The sequence below is a fragment of the Marivita hallyeonensis genome (assembly GCF_900129875.1).
GTDB lineage: Bacteria > Pseudomonadota > Alphaproteobacteria > Rhodobacterales > Rhodobacteraceae > Marivita > Marivita hallyeonensis.
In genome coordinates this window covers 211,701-233,186 of sequence record NZ_FQXC01000003.1, presented here as the reverse complement: position 1 = coordinate 233,186, position 21,486 = coordinate 211,701, and the positions used below count along the sequence as shown (strand labels likewise).

Here is a 21,486-nt window from a genome sequence, read left to right as displayed (position 1 = left end):
GGTTCGTAAGGCCCGGCTGCGATAGGGTCAGGCCGGTTGGGGTGAGAAAGGACACAAGATGGTGGAGCAAATTTCTATTCTGCATCCGCATGACACCGCATTCTTCGACGAAGACACGCTGAACGCACTCAGCCGTGACCTTGGCCCCAATGTGGCCGAGAACATCCTCTGCCGCGCGCTGGAAGACATGGCAGCGCGCCTCAACCAAATCCGGGACGAATACAGCGAAGGCAACGAAACCGCACTGCGCAAGTCCGTACGGTCCCTGATTCCGATTGCAGAACAGATCGGCCTGCCCGCTGTGTCATCGATTGCGCGGGATGTTCTCATCTGCGTTGATCGGGGGGAGGGCGTTTCGATTGCCGCAACTCTCTGCCGTTTGTTGCGCAGCGGGGAACTCGCGATTTCCTGCGCCGACCTTGGGATGGACTTGTCGGTCTGATTCCACTTGCGGCGGCTGTTTAGGCGCGTACCTTTTCCGAACATCGGAGAAGGGGAATTCCATGAAGGTCGCATTTGCGCCTGACAACGCGGCGGCGCTGCCGCTTCATGTGCTCGACGCAGACGAGGTGGCGCTTTGGGCGGGGCAGCAAAGCGATCAGGTCCGGACCTGGGTCAAGGCCAGTGGCTTCAAGGGCGCAATCGGGTCGGCCCTCATGATCCCCGGTCCGGACGGAAAGCCGGTGGCGGCGCTTGTCGGCTACGGGGCGGAGGCAAAGCGCAAGCGGGGTCGGTTTGCGGTGGCGGCGGCGATGACGGCGCTGGCCCCGGGTGCCTACCGGATTGAAAGCGGCGTGCCCGACGAAAAGCTTGAAGAGGAAGCCCTAGGTTGGCTCCTTGGTTCTTACAGTTTCAATCGGTATCGCGAAGCGAAGTCCGATGTCCCAACGCTTGTCGCGCCCAAGGGGATCGACGCCGCGCGGATTGTCATTCTGGCGGAGGCAGAATTCCTGACGCGCGACCTGATCAACACGCCCTCATCGGACATGGGCCCCGAAGAGCTTGAAGCTGCGGCGCGGGCTTTGGCGGAACAGCACGAGGCGACCATCACGGTCACGACGGGCGATGCGCTGGTCGCGGAAAACTTTCCCATGATCCATGCTGTGGGGCGCGCTGCGGACCGCGCGCCGCGCTTGATCGATATGTCTTGGGGTTCGGTGGGACCGCGCCTGACCTTGGTGGGAAAAGGCGTGTGCTTTGACACCGGTGGTCTGAACCTCAAGCCTGGCGCGTCCATGGGGCTGATGAAGAAGGACATGGGTGGCGCGGCCAATGTGCTGGGCCTTGCCCATATGATCATGGCGTCGGGGCTTCAGCTTCGTCTGCGGGTGCTTGTTCCAGCCGTGGAAAACTCGGTGAGTGGCAACAGCTTCCGACCGCAGGACATCCTGACGTCGCGCAAAGGGCTTACCGTTGAGATCAACAACACCGATGCGGAAGGGCGGTTGGTGCTGGCGGATGCGCTCACGCTGGCTTCGGAAGCGGAGCCCAATTTGATCGTCTCCATGGCAACACTGACCGGAGCGGCCCGCGTCGCGGTTGGACCGGATCTTGCACCGTATTTTACGGATGACGATGTTGCGGCCACGTCACTTGACCTGTCGGCGCGCCGGATGGCGGATCCGGTCTGGCGGCTGCCGTTCCACGACGCCTACGAGGAGATCATCGAACCGGGCATCGCTGATCTGGACAATGCGCCGAAGGGCGGGTTCGCAGGCGCCATCACTGCGGCGCTGTTCCTGCGGCGCTTTGTCGGTGAAGAAGATCGGTACATGCATTTCGACATCTATGGCTGGCAGCCATCTGCTGCTCCGGGTCGTCCGAAGGGCGGTGCGTTGCAAGGCGCAAGGGCGCTTTTCGATGCGCTGCCGACACTTCTGGACCTATGACCGATCGAAGGTCGCTTTGGTCCAACGGCGAGGTTGCGCATAGCAGCCTCAGGGGGCAGGTCGATGCCAAAAGCTTTGCCGATGGGGTCGATCATCGTGTGACCTGGCCGCCCTTGGTGGCGTTGCGCGGTTCGCCGACTGCCGAACGGGATCGTGAGCTTCTGTGGGGGCAAACCTTTTGCGTGTTGGACGTGAATAAGGGGTTTGCCTTCGGGTTCGCGCGTGCCGATGGCTATACCGGCTATGTTGAGGCGCACATGTTGCAGCCCGTCGACAGCTCAGCCACGCATCGGGTGTGTGCGCGCCAGACCGTTGCAATGGCGCGGCCTGTCTTCAAGGACACGAAGACCGAACAGGTTCCGCTGTCGCTTGGGTCTGAGGTGATTGTGCGCGATATCGCGGATGGCTGGGCCCGCGTGATCGGTGCACCGCATGATCTGTTCGTTCCCGCACCACATCTTGCGCCGCTGGACACGCCAGAGCCTGACCCGGTGAGCGTTGCGGAGCGGTTGCTGGGCACGCCGTATGTTTGGGGTGGGAATTCCGCTTTCGGGATCGATTGTTCTGGTTTGGTGCAGATTGCCTGCCGCGCCTGCGGCATCCCGTGCCCCGGCGACAGTGACCAGCAAGCGGAGGTTTTGGGGGAAACCCTTGATCGCGACACGCCGCCCAAGCGGGGGGATCTGTTCTTCTGGAGGGGACATGTGACGTGGATTGCCGATGAAGCGACGCTGCTGCATGCGAATGCCCACCATATGGCCGTGGCCTTTGAACCGTTGACCGACGCGTTGGATCGCATTGCGGCGCAGGGCGATGGCATGCTCCTGAGGCACGCGCGCCTGAAATAGGGTTGACCTCGGCCGATAGCGACGCCAGCGTCGCACGGCTACGGAGAGCCACATGGACCAGAGAGCCTCGATCTTCACGCCCGTTTTGATCGGCGGGTGTATCATTATCATCGTCTCGTTCGCCATCCGGGCGAGCTTTGGTGTGTTTCAGATCCCGATTGCCGATGAGTTCGGATGGTTGCGGTCCGAGTTTTCGCTCGCCATTGCGATCCAGAACCTCGCATGGGGCATCGGGCAGCCGATCTTCGGCGCGTTGGCCGAGAAGATCGGGGATCGCAAGGCCATCATCCTTGGGGCGTTGATCTACGCGGCTGGATTGGTGCTGTCGTCCGCTGCCGTGACGCCGGAAGCGCATCAGCTATACGAGGTGCTGGTCGGCTTCGGTGTCGCTGGCACGGGGTTTGGCGTCATCCTTGCCGTGGTCGGACGGGCCAGCACGGATGAAAACCGGTCGATGAGCCTTGCCATCGCCACTGCGGCGGGGAGCGTCGGGCAGGTCTTTGGCGCGCCGGTGGCAGAGTGGATGCTGACACTGATGAGTTGGCAGATGGTGTTCCTCTGGTTCGCCGCCTTCATTCTGGCCACGCTACTTGTCCTGCCTTTCATGCGGTCGCCCACACCGTTGGCCAGCAAGATCGAGCTTGAAGAGAGCATGGGCACTGTACTGACCCGCGCCGCCCGCGATCCGTCCTTTGCGCTGATCTTCATCGGCTTCTTTTCCTGCGGGTATCAATTGGCATTCATTACAGCGCATTTCCCGGCCTTCGTGACCGAACTGTGTGGCCCGATTGCGCCGGGCGGTGTACTTCACAGTATCGGGATCACGACAACCTCGGCGCTGGGCGCAGTTGCGATTTCGCTGGTCGGCCTGATGAACATCTTCGGCACCTTGGCCGCTGGTTGGGCGGGCAAGCGCTATACAAAGAAATACCTGCTTGCCGGAATTTACACTGGTCGCACCATTGCCGCCGCCATATTTATCCTGCTTCCGATCACGCCGACCTCTGTCATCATCTTTTCTGCCGTCATGGGCGCGCTTTGGTTGGCTACAGTTCCGCTGACTTCAGGCCTTGTCGCGCATATCTACGGGCTGCGCTACATGGGTACGCTCTACGGAATCGTCTTCTTCAGCCATCAACTGGGCGGCTTCCTTGGCGTCTGGTTGGGGGGGCGGATGTACGATGTCTACGGCGATTACACCCTGGTCTGGTGGATCGGCGTTGGTGTGGGTGCGCTGAGCGCCATTGTGCATCTGCCAATCCGCGAATCGCGCACGCAGATCCCTGCCGCGGCCTAACGCGCGCGCCAGCGGTCGAGGATGTAGCGGCTGACCATAAGGTCGAGATGCGCACCGCCGCCGTTCTTGAAGAGCGTGATGTCGTCGTCCGAACGGCGTTCGAAACGGGCGAGATCGTAGTAATCCGCCACAATATCCGCCTCCGAGATTACGCCGCGCGCAATCGGGTCCTTGAGCTCACCGATATGACCTATCGTGGTGTCGAGGCTGTCGACGAAAATCCGGGCTCGGGTCAGGGCAGTGTCGTCCGCCTCCCGCATATCCGGGCGGTATGCCCCGATGAGATCGACATGGGTTCCCGGTTGTAACCATTCACCCTTTAGAACAGGCTCTGTCGACATGGTGGCGCAACAGACGATATCGGCCTCAGCAACGGCTGACTGCAGATCTGTTGCAACAGAGGCGTGCTCAAAGCGTGTCGCCAAATCGTCCGCGCGTGATGGTGTCCGATTCCAGATGTGGAACCGCGCGTCCGGGAATGCTGCCGAATACGCTTCGACCAGAGACTCGGCAACCGTGCCCGCGCCAAGGATCACAATGTTATTGCTGTCCGGACGCGCAAGGTGTCGCGCCGCGAGCAAGCTGTCTCCAGCGGTTTTCCATTTGGTGACGAGGTGGAAATCGACAATCGCGTCAAGCACGCCGGTGTTGTCGGCATAGAGGCAGACGCCACCGTTTACCGCGGGCAGGTTGTGCGCTGCGTTTCCGGGGAAAATGGTCGCCGATTTGACGGCAAGCCCCAGCCCGTCGATCCAGGCCGCGCGGTTCAGTAGGGTGTCGTCCCTTCGGTACAGAAAGCTGTCGGCGATCTCGGCCTTGGGAAGATCATGCCCTTCGGCAATCGCGTCGGTCAGACCAAGCCAATCCAGCTGCGCTTCGCCTTCGGTGAACGGGATGATGTCCGGTGTGGTCATGGCTGTTGCTCCGAAGTCGCTTCTTTTGACGCCGCGCGCATCTCGCGCTCCAGCGCATCGAGGAAGCGTGACCGATCCGCCTTTGAGAACGGTCGTCCGCCACCCTGCCGGAAGGGATCCGCCGCGCGCAAGTCGGTCATCAGGTCGCGTGTTGCCAAGGCCTGTCCCACATTTTTCATGGTCAGCGCTTCGCCATTGTGTTTCAGCACGCGCGCACCGTTTTCGACACATCGGGCCGCCAGCGGGATGTCCCCGGTGATTACCACATCGCCCGGTCCGGCGCGCTCTGCGATCCACATGTCGGCCACGTCCGGCCCGTCCGGAACAATGACGTTTTCGACAAAGGGGTTCTGCGACGGCCTTAGTCCACCGTTCGACACAAGGTACATCTTGGCTTTGTGCCGGGTGGCGACCCGTTCAGCCTCGGACTTTACCGGGCAAGCATCGGCGTCGACGAAAAGCCGCGTCACAGTCCCAGCGCGTCCGCGTGAAACGCGATGTGGTCGGGGATGAAGGTCGATACGAAGAAGTAGGAGTGATCGTACCCTTTTTGCATGCGGAACACGCTATTCTGCCGTCGTGTGGTCATCGCGTGGGCGAGGGCCTCGGGTTTGAGCAGGTCAAGAAACTGATCCGATCCACCCTGATCGATCAGGATCGGACCGTCGAAGCCGACGGCTTCCATTTGGCGCGTTGCGTCATGCTTCGCCCATGCGGCGTCATCATCGCCCAGATAAGCAGACAGCTGTTTGCGACCCCAATCGCTTTGGCTGGGGTTGGCGATCGGTGCGAAAGCCGACACCGACGCGAAACGGTTCGGGTGCGCCATCGCAATGGTCAACGCACCGTGCCCTCCCATCGAATGCCCTGTGATGGCCTGACGGTCGAGATCGACGGCGAATTCCTTGCCCAGCAGCTCGGGCAGTTCTTGCGACACGTAATCCCACATGCGGAAATGCGGGGTCCACGGGTCTTGCGTCGCGTTGACGTAGAAACCGGCACCCTTGCCAAGATCGTAGGCGTCGTCATCGGCGACATCGGCTCCGCGCGGGGAGGTGTCGGGGAATACCAGCGCGAGGCCCGCATCGGCCGCAAAGCCCTGTGCGGCGGACTTGGTCATGGCGTTTTCATGGGTGCAGGTCAGGCCGGAGAGATACCACAAGACCGGCACTGGGCCCGATTTGGCCTGCGGCGGCAGGTATAGGCCGAAGGTCATGTCGCAGGCGCACACCTCGGACCGGTGGGTGTACACACCCTGCACGCCGTCGAAACAGACATTCTCCGATACGGTTTCCATCGGTGGTTTCCTCCTAGACCAGAACTTGTGAGATCACAAAAGACACGGTGAGAATGCTCACCGCCGTGGAAATCAGAATCGACGCAGAGACCCGTTGCGGCGCCACGCCGTAGTGTTGGGCCAGGATGAACACATTCCCGGCAACCGGCAAGGCGGCGGCTGCTACAACGACGCCTGCCTTGTAGGGGTCGGAGGGGAAAAGGAAGTAGACGCCCAGCGCCACGGCCGCAGGATGAATGACCAGTTTGCAGAAGCTGAGCCAGATCGCGATGGTCATGCGTTCTGCCGATTTGGTGGCGAGCGACGCGCCAATCGCAAAGAGCGCGCCGGGCGTGGCGGCGGCACCGAGGATGCCGACGAATTCGTTTACGGGGTCGGGGATCGGCAGGCCCGTGGTCGAGACCATGAAGCCCAAGACAATCGAGACAATCATCGGGTTCTTGAGCAAACCGAGACACACGGTCTTGAAGATGCCGAGTGACGTGCCGCCCTCTCGCGAACCCACGACGAGAATCACGATCAGCGAAGAGAACACGACAAGATCAATGGTTAGAACAAGAATGATCGGTGCCACGGCGGCTTCGCCCATGAGCAGAGCCAGCATCGGAACGCCAAGGAATCCGGTGTTGCCGATGGCCGCAACCTGCCCTTCGAACCCGGCAGTTGCGGTGTCCATGCCGCGCAGGAACCCCACGGCCATGCCGATGCCGAAGACAAATGCGGTGCCCCAAAGGTAGCCCGCGGCGATGCGCCAATCGAAGATCTCGGCCAGTGACAGGTTGGCCGAAAAGCGGAACAACATGGCCGACAGGGCAAAGTAGAACACGAACTTGGTCAGGTAGGCCGTGGCGTCCGCCGTGAAGAAGCCGGTCTTCCCCGCGCCGTATCCGACGGCGATGAGAGCGAAAAACGGCAGCGTCTGTAGGAAGATGGCGAGCATATCCGCCCGTGTTACCACGCAGGCGGGCGGGGTCAATTCACGGAAAGGGCGAAGTTCAAGATCGCTTGACCCGCGTGTCCCGCGCCGCGCCCGCCTGCGTCGGCAGCATTCGCGGCGCAAGATTGTGCCACTTGTCACTTCTTTCCGCGCCAGTCATTGAGAATTCACATGCCAGGTGCTATTTTTTACCTATCCAGCGCCGGGGTTCGCGGCGTTTCATTTAAGGAGGACGATGTCCTGTCTCTACAAACGGATGTGGCCAAGGCTACTGACGGGGGTCTGCCGGTGACCGGCACACCCGGAAACGGATCTGCCAGCGACGCGTTGCTCGCGGCAATCCTTGAGGAACTTCACGAAAACAAGGCCGAAGATATCGTGCAGATCGACCTGCGCGGAAAGTCGGCCATTGGCGACCATATGGTCGTTTGCTCGGGGCGTTCGACCCGGCAGGTGACGGCGCTTGCCGAAAAGCTGGTTGAGACGCTGAAGTCCGACCTTGGCGTCCTGTCCAAGATCGAAGGCAAGGATGCGGGCGACTGGGTGCTGATCGACACAGGTGATGTGATCGTGCACGTGTTCCGGCCCGAGGTTCGGGAATTTTACCAGTTGGAAAAAATGTGGCTTCCGGCTGGAGCAGCGCAGACAAGCTAAATGCGCGTCCATCTTCGCGCCGTTGGCCGGCTTTCGGGCCGATCCGAAGAGCGCGCGCTGGTCGATGACTATCTGGCGCGCTTTTCGCAAACCGGGCGCAGCCTTGGTTGGCGGTTCGGCGGAGAGACGGAGATCGAAGACAAAAAGAACGGTGGAATGGCGTCCGAGGCGCAGCTTTTGCGCGCGGCCATTCCGTCCGGTTCACTTGTCGTTTGCCTAGACGAGCGCGGGGCGCTGATAACCTCTCCGGATTTCGCGAAAAAGATGCGGGGTTGGGCCGATCAGGGCCGGGGGGACGTCACCTTTGTGATCGGTGGGGCCGATGGGATCGATCCGTCGCTCCGTGCGGAGGCCGATCTGCTGCTGTCATTCGGCAAGATGGTCTGGCCGCACAAGCTCGTGCGCGTGATGCTGGCCGAACAGCTGTACCGGGCCGCATCGATTGTGGCGGGTACGCCTTACCATCGGGAATAGGTTTCGAATTGGCTGCGCCAATCCGACAGGCTGGGGAGGCGCTGCCTCCCCAGACCCCTCCGGGATATTTGGGGCCGGAAGAAAATCAGGTATACGCGATTGCCAGTAGAATGATCCCGAGGACCACGCGGTAGATCACATACGGGGTGAAGCTGACCGATTTGAGCAGCCTGAACATGAGTGCAAGCGCGGCGAGCGCGGCGAGAAAAGCGAACACCGCCGCGATTGCGCCATCGCGCGCGGCCGCCAGGTCGGCATCCTTCACCACATGCGCGCTGAGCAGGATGCCCGAGGCGAAGATCGTGGGGATCGACATCAGCATCGCAAGCCGCGCCGCGCTTTCGCGGTCGTAGCCGAGCTGCCGACCGGCCGTGATCGTGATACCCGACCTCGACGTTCCGGGGATGAGGGCAAGCGCTTGCCAGAGGCCCATGATCGCCGCGTCTTTGAGACTCCAGTTGCTTGCTTGTTTGGTTTCCGGTCCGGTCTGGTCGGCCCAGTAGAGCACCAGACCGAAGATCAACATGGTCCAACCGATGACTGCCGTGGATCGCAGGGCCTGATCCCAGCCGGTCAGGTTCAGGAGCAGACCAAAAAGGGTCACCGGAATTGTCGCGATCAGAAGACACAGGGCCCAGAACGCGCCTTGCGTGTCGATCTTTCCGCGGACAAGGCGGATCATGCCGTGGCCGATGGTTTTCACATCGCTCCAGAAATAGAGGATCACCGCAAAAAGCGTGCCAACATGAACCGCGACATCGATGATCTGTCCCTGATCGTCCATGCCGGTGAGATTCGGCAGAAGAATCAGGTGTCCGGAGGACGAAATCGGCAGGAATTCGGTCACGCCCTGGATCAACGCGAGAATGAACAGGTGTGTCAGGGCCATGAATGCGGATCCGCTACAGAAATCAGGCCCGGGTATAAGGCTATAGAAATCAGGGGAAAGCGCTAAATTAAGTCCGTATCGGACCTAATTTAGCCGCGATGCAGCATGAAAATCTGCAGAATTCGGCGAGAAACCCCAAAATAGGTCAGTGCTTTTTACTTTTCTTTCGCGCGGTACTTGTTTATTCAGGCGCGACCACACTCAGGGAAGGATCGTACAATGGCCAAGCAGCCGATGCTGAAGTTTGTGCAGGTGCCACGTGACATGCCTGCGAAACGCGACGCGGAAGAGCGGCGCGAGGACTTCCATGAGATCTATGCCGAATATGCCGATGCGAAGGCGAAAGAACAGGCCAGCCGCTGTTCGCAGTGCGGGGTGCCCTATTGCCAGTCGCATTGCCCGTTGCACAACAACATTCCCGACTGGTTGCGCCTGACCGCCGAAGGACGCCTGCAGGAAGCCTATGAGGTGTCACAGGCGACCAACACCTTCCCCGAGATCTGTGGCCGTATCTGCCCGCAGGACCGCCTGTGCGAAGGCAACTGCGTGATCGAACAGTCAGGCCACGGCACGGTGACGATCGGGTCGGTCGAGAAGTACATCACCGATACCGCCTGGGAAGAAGGCTGGGTGCAGCCGATCAAGCCGGCGCAGGAACGGTCGGAGAGCGTTGGAATCATCGGTGCCGGACCGGGTGGATTGGCCGCGGCGGACGTGCTGCGGCGGCAGGGTGTGCAGGTCACGGTTTACGACCGCTACGACCGTGCCGGCGGGCTGCTCACTTACGGTATTCCTGGGTTCAAGTTGGAAAAGCCCGTCGTGATGCGCCGGAACGAGCAGTTGGAGCAGGGTGGTGTCGAGTTCGTTCTGAACTGCAATGTGGGTGAGGATATCTCGTTCGACGATATCCGCGCGAAGCATGATGCGGTGATCATTGCGACCGGTGTGTACAAGTCGCGCGATCTGGGCGGCCCGGGCTCTGGTTCGGATGGCATCGTGAAAGCGCTCGATTACCTGACCGCCTCGAACCGCAAGAGCTTTGGCGACGAGGTGCCGGAGTTCGATAGCGGCGAGCTGAATGCCGAGGGCAAGAAAATTGTGGTGATCGGCGGCGGTGATACTGCAATGGACTGCGTGCGCACCGCGATCCGTCAGGGGGCCGAGTCGGTGAAATGTCTTTACCGCCGGGACCGCGCGAACATGCCGGGGTCGCAGCGTGAAGTGCAGAACGCCGAGGAAGAGGGTGTGCAATTCGAATGGCTGACCGCGCCAAAAGGCTTTGTCGGTGATCCGGTCGAAGGCGTGATGGTGCAGCGGATGCGTCTTGGTCTGCCGGATGCGACGGGTCGTCAGATGCCGGAGGTGATCGAGGGGTCCGATTATGTCGAACCTGCCGATCTGGTCATCAAGGCGCTGGGCTTTGAGCCGGAAGAGCTCCCGAAGCTCTGGGGGGTCGATGGGCTGGAAGTGACGCGTTGGGGCACGGTGAAGGCAGAGTTCACCACCGGTGCGACCGCGTTGCCGGGTGTGTATGCTGTGGGTGATATCGTGCGCGGTGCCTCGCTTGTCGTTTGGGCGATCCGCGACGGGCGCGATTGCGCTGAAGCGGTGCTTCAGCAGTTGAACGGCGCGAGTGCCGTGGCTGCGGAGTAGAGCGGTGGCCTTGAAGACCGGTCAGTGCTTGTGCGGTGCGGTGTCCTTCCGCGGTGACGTGGATGAGACGGCACAGGCCTGCCATTGTACCCAGTGTCAACGATGGACAGGGGGCGGGCCGCTATTCGCTGTGCGGGTCCGGGACCTGGAGTTGACCGGTGAGGATCATATCCGGACCTACAATCACAGTGACTGGGGCGACCGAGCGGTGTGTGAGACGTGCGGCTCTACGCTTTACTGGAAACTGACAGGTCGCTCTGTTGCGTTCGTTGCCCTGGGTCTTGTCGACGATCAAAGCGACGTGACCATCACAGAAGAGATTTTCGTGGATTACCGGCCTGCCTGGCTTTCGCCTTTTGAAGGTGCAACGCAGCGGACCGAAGCAGAAATGAAAGCGCAGCTGGCTGCGTTTTTGGAAAAGGAGAAACGCCATGACCAAGTATGATGCGAACTGGGCAGCTGCCGAGGAAGCCAAGCGGAAATGGCTGGCGGAGAACGGGCTGTATTCCGAGGAAGAAGAGCATTCGTCCTGTGGTGTGGGCCTTGTCGTGTCACTTGATGGCAAACCGTCGCGCAAGGTGGTCGAGGCGGGCATCGATGCGTTGAAAGCCATTTGGCACCGGGGTGCTGTCGATGCCGATGGCAAGACCGGCGATGGCGCGGGTATCCACGTGCAAATCCCGGCACCATTCTTCTACGACCAGATCAAGCGCACCGGCCACGAGCCGCGCAAAGACGAGTTGATGGCGATTGGTCAGGTGTTCCTGCCGCGCACCGACTTTGGCGCGCAGGAAACCTGCCGGACCATCGTCGAAACCGAAGTCCTTCGGATGGGCTATTACATCTATGGTTGGCGGCATGTGCCGGTGAGCATTTATTGCCTTGGCGAGAAGGCGAATGCGACGCGGCCCGAGATCGAGCAGATCATCATCTCGAACTCGAAGGGCGTCGATGAAGAGACGTTCGAGCGCGAACTGTACGTCATCCGTCGCCGGATCGAGAAAGCGGCTGGGGCGGCTGGGATCGGGCAGCTCTACATTGCGTCGCTGTCCTGCCGGTCGATCATCTACAAGGGCATGATGCTGGCCGAGCAGGTGGCGGAGTTCTATCCCGACCTGCAGGACGAACGGTTCGAGAGCGCGTTCGCGATTTATCACCAGCGCTATTCCACGAATACATTCCCACAGTGGTGGTTGGCGCAGCCCTTCCGCATGCTGGCGCATAATGGTGAGATCAACACGCTCAAGGGCAACGTGAACTGGATGAAGAGCCACGAGATCCGCATGGCTTCGGGCGCGTTTGGGGACCTGGCCGAAGACATCAAGCCGATCATCGCGAATGGCGCTTCGGATTCGGCAGCGTTGGATGCCGTGTTCGAGGTTCTGGTGCGGGCAGGCCGAAATGCTCCGATGGCGAAGACGATGCTGGTGCCTGAGTCGTGGTCCAAGCAGGCGGTGGAACTGCCGCAGGCGTGGCGGGACATGTATTCCTATTGCAACTCCGTGATGGAGCCATGGGATGGCCCTGCCGCTTTGGCGATGACGGACGGGCGTTGGGTTTGCGCTGGGCTTGACCGGAACGGGCTGCGCCCGATGCGCTATGTCGTGACGGGGGACAACCTGCTGATTGCCGGGTCCGAAGCGGGTATGGTGCCCATCGACGAAGCCACCGTGCGCGAGAAGGGTGCGTTGGGGCCGGGTCAGTTGCTGGCGGTCGATATGGCCGAGGGCAAGCTCTACCACGACGTGGAGATCAAGGACAAACTCGCAGCAAGCCAGCCGTTCGGCGACTGGGTCGGCAAGATCAACGAGTTGGACGACGAACTTGCCAAGGTAACCGAGCAACCGATCTTCGAAGGTGCGGAATTGCGCCGTCGGCAGATTGCGGCAGGCTATACCATTGAGGAACTCGAGCAGATCCTCGCGCCGATGGCGGAGGATGGCAAAGAGGTCGTCGCGTCGATGGGTGATGATACTCCGTCCGCGGTCCTGTCCAAGAAGTACCGCCCGCTGTCGCACTACTTCCGCCAGAATTTCAGCCAGGTGACCAACCCGCCGATTGACTCGCTTCGCGAATATCGCGTGATGAGCCTCAAGACGCGGTTCGGTAACCTGAAGAACGTGTTGGACGAGTCGAGTGCACAGACCGAGATTTTGGTGTTGGACAGCCCGTTCGTCGGCAACGCGCAGTTCAAGGAACTCACCAAGCATTTCAACGCCGGTCTGGTCGAGATCGATTGTACCTTCCCAGCGGGCAAAGGTCAGAACGCCCTGCGCGACGCGTTGGAGCGGGTGCGGTCCGAGGCGGAAGACGCCGTGCGCTCCGGCGCTGGGCATATCATCCTCACCGACGAGCACGCCAGCGCGGACAAGGTCGCAATGCCGATGATCCTTGCCACCAGCGCAGTGCACAGCCACCTGACACGCAAGGGGTTGCGAACATTCACGTCGATCAACGTGCGATCCGCCGAATGTATCGATCCGCATTACTTTGCGGTGCTGATTGGCGCGGGCGCCACGGTGGTGAACGCGTATCTGGCCGAGGATTCTCTGGCTGATCGGATCAACCGCGGGCTGTTGGACGTATCGCTGACGGAAGCGGTGAAGAAGTATCGAGACGCGATCGATCAGGGTCTCTTGAAGATCATGTCGAAGATGGGGATCTCGGTGATTTCCTCGTATCGCGGTGGTCTTAACTTCGAGGCCGTCGGTCTGAGCCGCGCAATGTGCGCAGAGTATTTCCCGGGCATGCTGAGCCGGATTTCGGGTATTGGGCTTGCGGGTCTTCAGCACAAGGCTGAGGAAATCCACGCGCTGGGTTTCCGCGGTGGTCAGGATGTTCTGCCAATTGGCGGCTTCTACAAGGCGCGGAAGTCGGGCGAGACCCATGCCTGGGGCGCGCAGACGATGCACCTCATGCAGATGGCGTGCAACAAGGCGTCCTTCGAGATTTGGAAGACCTATTCCAAGGCGATGCAGGCCAATCCGCCGATCCATCTGCGCGACCTTCTGGCGATCAAGCCTCTGGGTGACGCGATCCCGCTGGAGCAGGTCGAGTCGATCACATCGATCCGTAAGCGGTTCGTGACACCGGGCATGTCGCTTGGCGCGCTGTCGCCAGAGGCGCATAAGACACTGAACGTGGCGATGAACCGGATCGGGGCGAAGTCCGACAGCGGTGAAGGCGGTGAAGATCCGGCGCATTTCGTGCCGGAACCGAACGGCGACAATCCGTCTGCGAAGATCAAGCAGGTGGCGTCGGGCCGCTTTGGTGTGACCGCCGAGTACCTGAACCAGTGCGAAGAGCTTGAAATCAAGGTTGCGCAGGGCGCAAAGCCCGGTGAGGGTGGTCAGCTTCCGGGGATGAAGGTCACCGACCTCATTGCCCGCCTGCGCCATTCGACCAAAGGTGTGACGCTGATTTCCCCACCGCCGCACCACGATATCTACTCGATCGAAGACCTTGCGCAGCTGATCTACGATCTCAAGCAGATCAACCCGCGCTGCAAGGTGACGGTGAAGCTGGTCGCGTCCTCGGGCGTTGGTACCATCGCTGCCGGTGTGGCGAAGGCCAAGGCGGATGTGATCCTGATCTCGGGCCACAATGGCGGCACCGGTGCGTCGCCCGCGACGTCGATCAAATACGCGGGTCTGCCATGGGAGATGGGTCTCACCGAGGCACATCAGGTGCTGTCGATGAACAAGCTGCGGGATCGAGTGACCCTGCGAACCGACGGTGGTCTGCGAACTGGGCGTGATATCGTTATGGCGGCAATGCTTGGGGCCGAAGAGTACGGGATCGGTACCGCGGCGCTTATTGCCATGGGCTGTATCATGGTGCGTCAGTGTCAGTCGAACACCTGTCCCGTAGGTGTTTGTACGCAGGACGAAGAGCTGCGCGCGAAGTTCACTGGCAACGCGGACAAGGTGGTGAACCTCATCACCTTCTACGCGCAGGAAGTGCGTGAAGTTCTGGCGTCGATTGGGGCGCGGTCGATTGATGAGGTGATCGGGCGTGCAGACCTGCTGTCTCAGGTGTCGCGTGGATCGGATCATCTGGATGATCTCGACCTGAACCCGCTACTGATCCGCGTCGACGGGTCTGACGACATTGTCTACGACCGCAACAAGCCGCGCAACGCGGTGCCAGACACACTTGATGCGGAAATCGTGCGCGACGCTGCGCGGTTCCTTGAGGATGGTGAGAAGATGCAGCTGTCCTACGCGGTGCAGAACACGCACCGGACCGTTGGCACACGCACCTCGTCGCATATCGTGAAGTCTTTCGGCATGCGCAATGCGCTGCAGCCGAATCACTTGACCGTGAAGCTGACCGGGTCGGCGGGACAGTCACTCGGTGCCTTCGCGGCCCCGGGGCTGAAGCTCGAAGTGTCGGGTGACGCCAATGACTATGTCGGCAAAGGTTTGTCGGGCGGCACCATTGTGGTGCGCCCGCCGATGATGTCGCCCTTGGTCGCGGCCGAGAACACGATCATCGGTAACACCGTCCTTTATGGCGCGACCGACGGTTACCTGTTTGCAGCAGGCCGTGCTGGCGAGCGTTTTGCCGTGCGAAACTCGGGCGCGAAGGTCGTCGTCGAAGGCTGTGGGTCCAACGGCTGTGAATACATGACCGGCGGTGTGGCTGTGATCCTTGGCGATATCGGAGCCAACTTCGGCGCGGGTATGACCGGCGGGATGGCGTATCTTTACGATCCCGATGGAAAGGCACAAGCACTGATGAATATGGAGAGCATCGTGACCTGCCCCGTAACCGTGGAGCACTGGATTGACCAGTTGAAAGGATTGATCGACCGCCATGTTGAGGAAACCATGAGCCGCAAGGGTCAGGATATCCTTCAGCATTGGGATATCGAACTTGGCAACTTTGTGCAGGTCTGCCCGAAGGAGATGCTCGACAAGATCCCGCATCCTTTGGGGATCGAGGATCAGGCCGTTCCCGCGGAGTGACCTCACCTAAACCTTGTAAGAAGCCCGGCCATCGTGCCGGGCTTTTTGCGTTGGCCGATATGGACAATGTCGTGCGGTTGGGCCTTTGCTGGCCGCCAAGGGAGAGGGAGGCGCAGTATGAATCTTGCAAGACTGGCCGCTGAAGCGGGCGCGCGTGGCACACCGGTGCGCGCGGGGCTTATCGGGGCGGGAAAATTCGGATCGATGTTTCTGAGCCAGGTGCCGACCATTTCCGGTCTCGAAGTCACTGCGATTGCCGATCTGGATGTGGACCGGGCGCGCTCTGCCTGTCGTGCGGTTGGCTGGAATGATGACCGCATTGGCGCAACGATCTATGTCGAAGATGGCGCGGAATTGGCGGGCCGGGACGATGTTGATGTGGTGATCGAGGCAACGGGCAACCCGCGCGCCGGGATTGCCCATGCCCGCGCCGCCATCGCAGCGGGCAAGCATGTCGTCATGGTCAACGTCGAAGCCGATGTGCTGGCCGGACCGGCGCTCGCCGCCGAGGCGCGGGCTGCGGGCGTGGTCTATTCGATGGCGTACGGAGATCAGCCTGCCCTTGTGGCCGAGATGGTCGACTGGGCGCGGGCGACCGGGTTTACCGTGGCGGCGGCGGGCAAGGGTACGAAGTACCTGCCGGAATACCATCAGGTGACGCCGGATGATGTCTGGGGGCATTACGGTCTGACGCCCGAAGCAGCGGCGAAAGCGGGGATGAACCCGCAAATGTTCAACTCGTTCCTGGATGGGACGAAAAGCGCGATTGAGATGGTGGCGATTGCGAACGCGTGCGGTTTGACCGTTCCGTCCACCGGGTTGGCCTTCCCGCCATGTGGCGTCGATGACCTCGCGCATGTGCTGCGTCCGCGAAGTGTCGGAGGGCAGCTTGAAGGCGTGGGCATGGTTGAGACGATTTCATCGGTTGAACGCGACGGCCGTCCGGTGTTCCGTGATCTGCGCTGGGGAGTTTATGTCGTGCTTGAAGCGCCAAACGACTACGCAGCCGCCTGTTTCAAGCAGTATGGGCTGCCGACCGACAGTACAGGGCGATATGCGTCGATGTACAAACCGTTCCACCTGATCGGGCTGGAGCTTTCAATTTCCGTGCTGAGTGCGGCGTTGCGGGTCGAAGCGACGGGCCAGTCGCAAGCAATGCGCGGGACGGTTGCGTCCGTTGCCAAACGGGATTTGAAGGCAGGTGAGGTGCTTGATGGAGAGGGCGGGTATACCGTGTATGGCAAGGCGCTTCCGGTGTCACAGGCAGGCGCGGCTGTGCCGATTGGACTGGCGCATGGGATCGCCTTGCGCCGCGACGTGGCGGCGGGAACGGTGTTGACGTTCGACGATGTGGACCTTGGTCAGGACTCTGTGGCTGACCTTTATCGCGGGCTTGTGTCCGCCGCGTCTTGAGTGCTCCGGCAGTCGCGCGGCGTTTCTGGCTACGGGAGAAAAGGAACCAGCAAGAGCAATGATGGCGGGAGCAGAGCCGCGCCGATGGCGAGTTTCCGGTTTCGTGCTGTGCGTACCAACGCTCCGGCCAACAGACCGAGCCCGATCATCAATGCAGGCAGGACAATCACGCCGATCATCGCGATCGCGAGCCAAGCCTCTGTGAACCCGGCTTTTGATGTGATCCAAAGCGTAAAGGCCGCGACTGCGGCGGCGGTACACGTCGCGATACCACTGACCCACGCCTGACGTGGGTGGGTCAAATTCAGTCCCAGCACCATCGCGCCCAGGAAGAAGCCGCAAAAGAGTACGAAAACGAGCATGAGCCGCTGTCTTACGGCTGCGGCCTGGATTGTAAACCGTTCCTTGGTTTTGCCATCTATCTGCCGTCTGCTGATCCGAAACTGTGTCTAGGGACGCGCCGAAATTGAACCACATGGATGTTTTCTCGGATGACCGTTGCGCCTAATGTGCCCCGGATGGCAGGCGAAAAGCAGAAATCGGCGTCGCAGCAAGGACCTAGGCTGGTCAAGGCGAAGAAGACCCGCAAGAAGGCGGAGGCTCCGCCGCGCCTTGTAGACCGTATTCTTGCGCCCTATCGATGGCTCGTGAAATGGACGTTTCGGCTTGTCCTGATCGCGGTCGTCCTTGCGATTGCGCTGGCTGCTCTATTTGGATGGGTCAATCCGCCAACGACCCACACGATGTGGTCCGAGGGGCGTCGCCTGGCCGAGCCTGTGGATCACACATGGGTGCCCGCCGAACAGATCGCGCCCGTCATGTTCCGATCTGCCGTCGCGGCGGAAGACGCGAATTTTTGCCTGCACTGGGGGTTTGATGTCGAGGCGATTCAGGCGGCCATCGAAGCGGGCGGCGCGCGCGGGGCATCGACGATCTCGCAGCAGGTGGTGAAGAACGTCTATCTCTGGCAAGGCCGGTCCTGGGTGCGCAAGGCGATGGAGGCCGGATTGACCCCGTTGGTGGAGGCGTTCTGGTCCAAACGGCGTATCCTCGAAGTCTATCTGAACATTGCGGAATTCGATGAAGGCGTGTTTGGCGTTCAGGCCGCTGCCGTGCATTATTTCGGGGTCGATGCGCGCGATCTGAGCGCGGTTCAGGCGGCGCGCCTTGCCGCCGTGTTGCCATCGCCCAAGACACGATCCGCGTCGCAACCCAGCAGTTTTGTGCAGCGGCGCGGCGGGTCGATCCGCGCAGGCGCCGAGACGATCAACGCGGACGGTCGTGCGGATTGTTTTCAAGGCTGATCTGCCCAAGTGAGACGAAAACCGCGCGCCGTAGCCGAAAGCGTCGTGGGGCCATTGTAATGCTGCGCGCTTCACGGCAATTAGAGGGTGCTTGCCTCTTCATCGGGACCCGCTTCGCATGGCCAAATTATATCATGTTCCGCTGTCGCCCTTCTGCCGCAAAGTGCGGCTGAGCCTTGCCGAGAAGAAGATCGAGTGCGAATTGGTGGAAGAGAAATACTGGGAGAAAGACCCGGATTTCCTGCGCCGCAACCCGGCGGCCAAGGTGCCTGTGCTTAAGATCGACGGGCGCACGATGGCCGAGAGTGCGGCGATCTGTGAGTATATCGAGGAAAAATATCCCGAGCCGCCTTTGATGCCGCGCTCGTCCGAGGCGCGCTACGAAGTGCGCCGTCTGGTCGGCTGGTTCGACGACAAGTTCCACAACGAAGTGACCTCTAAGCTTTTGTATGAGCGTGTGAACAAGAAGGTGACCAAAGCGGGCTTCCCGGATTCCGGCAATGTGAAAGCGGGAGCGAAGGCCATCAAGTACCATCTTGATTACATGGCATGGCTTCTGGACCATCGCCGCTGGCTTGCCGGAGATACGATGACCCTCGCGGATTTCGCGGCTGCTGCGCATCTGTCGTCTTTGGATTACATTCGGGACGTGGATTGGAACCGGAGCGAGGCAGTCAAAGACTGGTATGCCAAGATCAAGTCGCGCCCTGCGTTCCGGTCGATCTTGGCGGATCAGGTGCCGGGTTTCCCGCAGCCTCCGCATTATGCCGATCTGGATTTCTGATCCTGATGTCAGAGTGGGGGCCAGCCCCCACACCCCCGAGGTATTATCAAAACAGAGAAACCGGGGTGTGTCGTGACCTTGACGGCGCGCGTCAAAGCGCAGGCGGTGGCTGAAGGGTTTTCTTTGTGCCGCGTCTGTCGTCCTTGGGATGTGCCGGAGGTGCCGAACCGACTGCGCGCGTTTCTGGAAGCGGGGTATCACGGTCAGATGGGGTGGCTGGCGGAGCGCTCACATTGGCGTGGCGCGCCCCATGTGCTGTGGCCCGAGGCGCGGTCAGTGATCATGTTGGCCGAAAATTATGGGCCCGACCATGATCCGTTGGACGTGTTGCATCAGCCCGAACGTGCCGCGATTTCGGTTTATGCGCAGAACCGCGATTACCATGATGTGGTGAAAAAGCGGCTCAAGCGTCTGGCGCGCTGGTTGATCTCTGAGGCCGGTGGAGAGGTAAAAGTGTTCGTCGATACCGCGCCGGTGCCTGAGAAAGCATTGGGTCAGGCTTCAGGACTTGGCTGGCAGGGCAAACACACCAATCTGGTGTCCCGCGAGCTTGGGTCTTGGTTCTTTATCGGGTCTGTGTTCACGACGCTGGAACTGGACACCGACGCGACAGAGGTGGATCATTGCGGGTCGTGCCGGGCGTGTCTGGAAGTTTGCCCAACGGATGCGTTTCCGGCACCGTATCACTTGGACGCGCGGCGGTGCATCTCCTATCTGACGATCGAACATCATGGGCCAGTCGACGAAGACTTGCGCCCCTTGATGGGCAATCGGATCTATGGCTGTGATGATTGTCTTGCGGTCTGTCCTTGGAACAAATTTGCGGAGCGGGCGGCCGAGGTGAAGTACCACGCGCGCGAGGACTTGCTGGCGCCGGATCTGGCGGACATGGCGCAATTGGACGACGGGGCGTTTCGCGCGAGGTTTTCGGGATCGCCGATCAAGCGGATTGGGCGCAATCGGTTTGTGCGCAACGTGCTTTATGCGATCGGCAACTCGGGGTCCGCACGTCTGCGCGAGGTGGCGCGTGGTTTGGTGGATGATGCAGACCCGACTGTCTCCGATGCGGCGCGCTGGGCATTGGGGCGATTGGCTCACGTCGAGGAGACCTGAGTGTAACAAGGGTTGGAGTTGCTGCTGCGCGCGCCATCTATAGGATCGAGATAGGAATAGGAGGTGCCTCATGGCCAAATATGAGAAGAACCCCGACGTCATCGCAACGCTGACGCCCGAGCAGTTCTACGTCACGCAGGAAAGCGGGACGGAACGGCCCGGCACCGGGGAATACCTCGATAACAAGGAACCCGGGATTTACGTCGACGTCGTGAGCGGTGAGCCATTGTTCGCGTCGGCAGACAAATACGAGTCGGGATGCGGGTGGCCGAGCTTCACGAAGCCGATCGAACCGGCGCATGTCAACGAATTGCGCGATCTGAGCCACGGGATGATCCGCACCGAAGTGCGCTCGACCCACGGGGACAGCCATCTTGGGCATGTGTTCCCGGACGGCCCGCAAGACCGGGGTGGTCTGCGCTATTGCATCAATTCCGCCAGCCTGCGCTTCATCCATCGCGATGACATGGAGGCCGAGGGTTATGGCGATTATCTGGACCAAGTGGAGGACGTGGCATGACTGAACGCGCTGTTTTGGCGGGGGGCTGTTTCTGGGGGATGCAGGATTTGATCCGAAAGCTGCCCGGTGTGACGTCCACGCGGGTGGGCTATACGGGCGGCGACGTGCCGAACGCGACCTATCGCAACCACGGGACGCATGCGGAGGGGATCGAGATCATCTTCGATCCTGACGTGATCTCGTATCGCAAGCTCCTGGAGTTCTTCTTTCAGATCCACGATCCCACCACGTTGAATCGGCAGGGGAACGACCGGGGAATGTCTTATCGGTCGGCGATTTACTATGTTGATGAGGATCAGAAGGCCTGTGCCGAGGATACGATTGCCGATGTGAACGCTTCGGGCATCTGGCCGGGCAAGGTTGTGACCGAAGTCGAGCCAGTGGGCGATTTCTGGGATGCGGAGCCGGAGCATCAGGACTATCTGGAGCGGTTTCCAAACGGCTACACCTGCCATTTCCCGCGTCCTGATTGGGTTTTGCCGAAGCGCGACGCGGCGGAATAGTTTCGAATTGGCTATCGCCAATCCGAC

The 21,486-nt window shown here is 60.8% G+C and carries 21 protein-coding genes; 15 read left to right on the top strand and 6 right to left on the bottom strand.

Annotation, left to right across the window (positions count from 1 at the left end):
• Positions 1–58 precede the first annotated feature (58 nt).
• The 4 genes from BUA42_RS10575 to BUA42_RS10560 all read left to right on the top strand — a co-directional run bounded on the left by BUA42_RS10575 (position 59) and on the right by BUA42_RS10560 (position 4,034).
• On the top strand, positions 59–442 hold the full coding sequence (locus BUA42_RS10575) for a hypothetical protein (protein ID WP_072777716.1): 384 nt from the start codon (positions 59–61) through the stop codon (positions 440–442).
• 61 nt (positions 443–503) lie between these two features.
• Complete coding sequence (locus tag BUA42_RS10570) at positions 504–1,889, top strand: leucyl aminopeptidase family protein (protein ID WP_072777715.1); 1,386 nt, start codon at positions 504–506, stop codon at positions 1,887–1,889.
• Positions 1,886–2,737, top strand: coding sequence for a C40 family peptidase (locus BUA42_RS10565; RefSeq protein WP_084066193.1), 852 nt, complete (start codon positions 1,886–1,888; stop codon positions 2,735–2,737). The genes BUA42_RS10570 and BUA42_RS10565 overlap by 4 nt, the downstream gene beginning before the upstream one ends.
• Positions 2,738–2,789: 52 nt before the next feature.
• Positions 2,790–4,034, top strand: coding sequence for an MFS transporter (locus BUA42_RS10560; RefSeq protein WP_072777714.1), 1,245 nt, complete (start codon positions 2,790–2,792; stop codon positions 4,032–4,034).
• Here the strand turns inward: BUA42_RS10560 and BUA42_RS10555 are convergent.
• From BUA42_RS10555 to BUA42_RS10540, 4 genes are read right to left on the bottom strand one after another with little or no spacing between them, the layout of a single operon-like run.
• Positions 4,031–4,948 carry an ornithine cyclodeaminase family protein gene (locus BUA42_RS10555; RefSeq protein ID WP_072777713.1) on the bottom strand — a complete coding sequence of 306 codons (918 nt, stop codon included), beginning with the start codon at positions 4,946–4,948 and terminating at the stop codon, positions 4,031–4,033. The two genes, BUA42_RS10560 and BUA42_RS10555, sit on opposite strands and share 4 nt — an antisense overlap.
• Positions 4,945–5,418, bottom strand: coding sequence for a YaiI/YqxD family protein (locus tag BUA42_RS10550; protein ID WP_072777712.1), 474 nt, complete (start codon positions 5,416–5,418; stop codon positions 4,945–4,947). The genes BUA42_RS10555 and BUA42_RS10550 overlap by 4 nt, the downstream gene beginning before the upstream one ends.
• Positions 5,415–6,245 carry an S-formylglutathione hydrolase gene (gene fghA, locus BUA42_RS10545; RefSeq protein WP_072777711.1) on the bottom strand — a complete coding sequence of 277 codons (831 nt, stop codon included), beginning with the start codon at positions 6,243–6,245 and terminating at the stop codon, positions 5,415–5,417. The genes BUA42_RS10550 and fghA overlap by 4 nt, the downstream gene beginning before the upstream one ends.
• Positions 6,246–6,258: 13 nt before the next feature.
• A complete protein-coding gene (locus BUA42_RS10540) occupies positions 6,259–7,185 on the bottom strand; it encodes an AEC family transporter (RefSeq protein WP_072777710.1) in 927 nt (308 codons plus the stop codon).
• Positions 7,186–7,470: 285 nt separating this feature from the next.
• Here BUA42_RS10540 and rsfS point away from each other — a divergent pair, with 285 nt between their 5' ends.
• On the top strand, positions 7,471–7,836 hold the full coding sequence (rsfS, locus tag BUA42_RS10535) for a ribosome silencing factor (protein WP_342716013.1): 366 nt from the start codon (positions 7,471–7,473) through the stop codon (positions 7,834–7,836).
• Positions 7,837–8,310, top strand: a complete 474-nt coding sequence (gene rlmH, locus BUA42_RS10530) for a 23S rRNA (pseudouridine(1915)-N(3))-methyltransferase RlmH (protein WP_072777708.1) — start codon at positions 7,837–7,839, stop codon at positions 8,308–8,310. It abuts the gene before it with no gap.
• Positions 8,311–8,395: 85 nt separating this feature from the next.
• Here rlmH and BUA42_RS10525 read toward each other — a convergent pair whose 3' ends face one another.
• Positions 8,396–9,199 carry an undecaprenyl-diphosphate phosphatase gene (locus BUA42_RS10525; RefSeq protein ID WP_072777707.1) on the bottom strand — a complete coding sequence of 268 codons (804 nt, stop codon included), beginning with the start codon at positions 9,197–9,199 and terminating at the stop codon, positions 8,396–8,398.
• Between the two features lie 219 nt (positions 9,200–9,418).
• On the opposite strand from BUA42_RS10525, the gene BUA42_RS10520 reads away from it, so the two are divergent.
• From BUA42_RS10520 to BUA42_RS10505, 4 genes are all read left to right on the top strand, one after another.
• Complete coding sequence (locus tag BUA42_RS10520) at positions 9,419–10,852, top strand: NAD(P)-dependent oxidoreductase (RefSeq protein ID WP_072777706.1); 1,434 nt, start codon at positions 9,419–9,421, stop codon at positions 10,850–10,852.
• Positions 10,833–11,297 (top strand): GFA family protein, encoded by a 465-nt coding sequence (locus BUA42_RS10515; protein WP_084066192.1) that lies wholly within the window; start codon positions 10,833–10,835, stop codon positions 11,295–11,297. Before BUA42_RS10520 ends, BUA42_RS10515 begins: the two co-directional genes overlap by 20 nt.
• Complete coding sequence (gene gltB, locus BUA42_RS10510) at positions 11,284–15,822, top strand: glutamate synthase large subunit (RefSeq protein WP_072777704.1); 4,539 nt, start codon at positions 11,284–11,286, stop codon at positions 15,820–15,822. Before BUA42_RS10515 ends, gltB begins: the two co-directional genes overlap by 14 nt.
• A 117-nt stretch (positions 15,823–15,939) precedes the next feature.
• Complete coding sequence (locus BUA42_RS10505) at positions 15,940–17,235, top strand: NAD(P)H-dependent oxidoreductase (RefSeq protein WP_072777703.1); 1,296 nt, start codon at positions 15,940–15,942, stop codon at positions 17,233–17,235.
• 29 nt (positions 17,236–17,264) lie between these two features.
• Here the strand turns inward: BUA42_RS10505 and BUA42_RS10500 are convergent, their stop codons facing one another.
• Positions 17,265–17,597, bottom strand: a complete 333-nt coding sequence (locus BUA42_RS10500; RefSeq protein ID WP_072777702.1) for a hypothetical protein — start codon at positions 17,595–17,597, stop codon at positions 17,265–17,267.
• A 156-nt stretch (positions 17,598–17,753) separates the two neighbouring features.
• On the opposite strand from BUA42_RS10500, the gene mtgA reads away from it, so the two are divergent.
• The 5 genes from mtgA to msrA all read left to right on the top strand — a co-directional run bounded on the left by mtgA (position 17,754) and on the right by msrA (position 21,459).
• A complete protein-coding gene (mtgA, locus tag BUA42_RS10495; RefSeq protein WP_072777701.1) occupies positions 17,754–18,539 on the top strand; it encodes a monofunctional biosynthetic peptidoglycan transglycosylase in 786 nt (261 codons plus the stop codon).
• 118 nt (positions 18,540–18,657) lie between these two features.
• On the top strand, positions 18,658–19,323 hold the full coding sequence (fzlA, locus tag BUA42_RS10490) for an FtsZ-binding protein FzlA (protein WP_072777700.1): 666 nt from the start codon (positions 18,658–18,660) through the stop codon (positions 19,321–19,323).
• Between the two features lie 72 nt (positions 19,324–19,395).
• Complete coding sequence (gene queG, locus BUA42_RS10485) at positions 19,396–20,436, top strand: tRNA epoxyqueuosine(34) reductase QueG (protein ID WP_072777699.1); 1,041 nt, start codon at positions 19,396–19,398, stop codon at positions 20,434–20,436.
• A gap of 70 nt (positions 20,437–20,506) precedes the next feature.
• Positions 20,507–20,956: a peptide-methionine (R)-S-oxide reductase MsrB gene (msrB, locus tag BUA42_RS10480; RefSeq protein ID WP_072777698.1), complete on the top strand. Its 450-nt coding sequence runs from the start codon at positions 20,507–20,509 to the stop codon at positions 20,954–20,956.
• Entirely contained in the window at positions 20,953–21,459 is a 507-nt protein-coding gene (gene msrA, locus BUA42_RS10475) for a peptide-methionine (S)-S-oxide reductase MsrA (RefSeq protein ID WP_072777697.1), read from the top strand. Before msrB ends, msrA begins: the two co-directional genes overlap by 4 nt.
• Positions 21,460–21,486: the final 27 nt, after the last annotated feature.

What these genes read in the sequence shown, in the direction of transcription:
- rlmH (WP_072777708.1), top strand. Translation starts at nt 7,837, where the DNA reads ATGCGCGTCCATCTTCGCGCCGTTGGCCGGCTTTCGGGCCGATCCGAA.
- msrA (WP_072777697.1), top strand. Translation starts at nt 20,953, where the DNA reads ATGACTGAACGCGCTGTTTTGGCGGGGGGCTGTTTCTGGGGGATGCAG.
- BUA42_RS10540 (WP_072777710.1), bottom strand. Translation starts at nt 7,185, where the DNA reads ATGCTCGCCATCTTCCTACAGACGCTGCCGTTTTTCGCTCTCATCGCC.
- BUA42_RS10575 (WP_072777716.1), top strand. Translation starts at nt 59, where the DNA reads ATGGTGGAGCAAATTTCTATTCTGCATCCGCATGACACCGCATTCTTC.
- mtgA (WP_072777701.1), top strand. Translation starts at nt 17,754, where the DNA reads ATGGCAGGCGAAAAGCAGAAATCGGCGTCGCAGCAAGGACCTAGGCTG.
- BUA42_RS10570 (WP_072777715.1), top strand. Translation starts at nt 504, where the DNA reads ATGAAGGTCGCATTTGCGCCTGACAACGCGGCGGCGCTGCCGCTTCAT.
- BUA42_RS10560 (WP_072777714.1), top strand. Translation starts at nt 2,790, where the DNA reads ATGGACCAGAGAGCCTCGATCTTCACGCCCGTTTTGATCGGCGGGTGT.
- BUA42_RS10565 (WP_084066193.1), top strand. Translation starts at nt 1,886, where the DNA reads ATGACCGATCGAAGGTCGCTTTGGTCCAACGGCGAGGTTGCGCATAGC.
- fghA (WP_072777711.1), bottom strand. Translation starts at nt 6,245, where the DNA reads ATGGAAACCGTATCGGAGAATGTCTGTTTCGACGGCGTGCAGGGTGTG.
- BUA42_RS10555 (WP_072777713.1), bottom strand. Translation starts at nt 4,948, where the DNA reads ATGACCACACCGGACATCATCCCGTTCACCGAAGGCGAAGCGCAGCTG.
- msrB (WP_072777698.1), top strand. Translation starts at nt 20,507, where the DNA reads ATGGCCAAATATGAGAAGAACCCCGACGTCATCGCAACGCTGACGCCC.
- BUA42_RS10525 (WP_072777707.1), bottom strand. Translation starts at nt 9,199, where the DNA reads ATGGCCCTGACACACCTGTTCATTCTCGCGTTGATCCAGGGCGTGACC.
- gltB (WP_072777704.1), top strand. Translation starts at nt 11,284, where the DNA reads ATGACCAAGTATGATGCGAACTGGGCAGCTGCCGAGGAAGCCAAGCGG.
- BUA42_RS10505 (WP_072777703.1), top strand. Translation starts at nt 15,940, where the DNA reads ATGAATCTTGCAAGACTGGCCGCTGAAGCGGGCGCGCGTGGCACACCG.
- BUA42_RS10500 (WP_072777702.1), bottom strand. Translation starts at nt 17,597, where the DNA reads ATGCTCGTTTTCGTACTCTTTTGCGGCTTCTTCCTGGGCGCGATGGTG.
- BUA42_RS10520 (WP_072777706.1), top strand. Translation starts at nt 9,419, where the DNA reads ATGGCCAAGCAGCCGATGCTGAAGTTTGTGCAGGTGCCACGTGACATG.
- fzlA (WP_072777700.1), top strand. Translation starts at nt 18,658, where the DNA reads ATGGCCAAATTATATCATGTTCCGCTGTCGCCCTTCTGCCGCAAAGTG.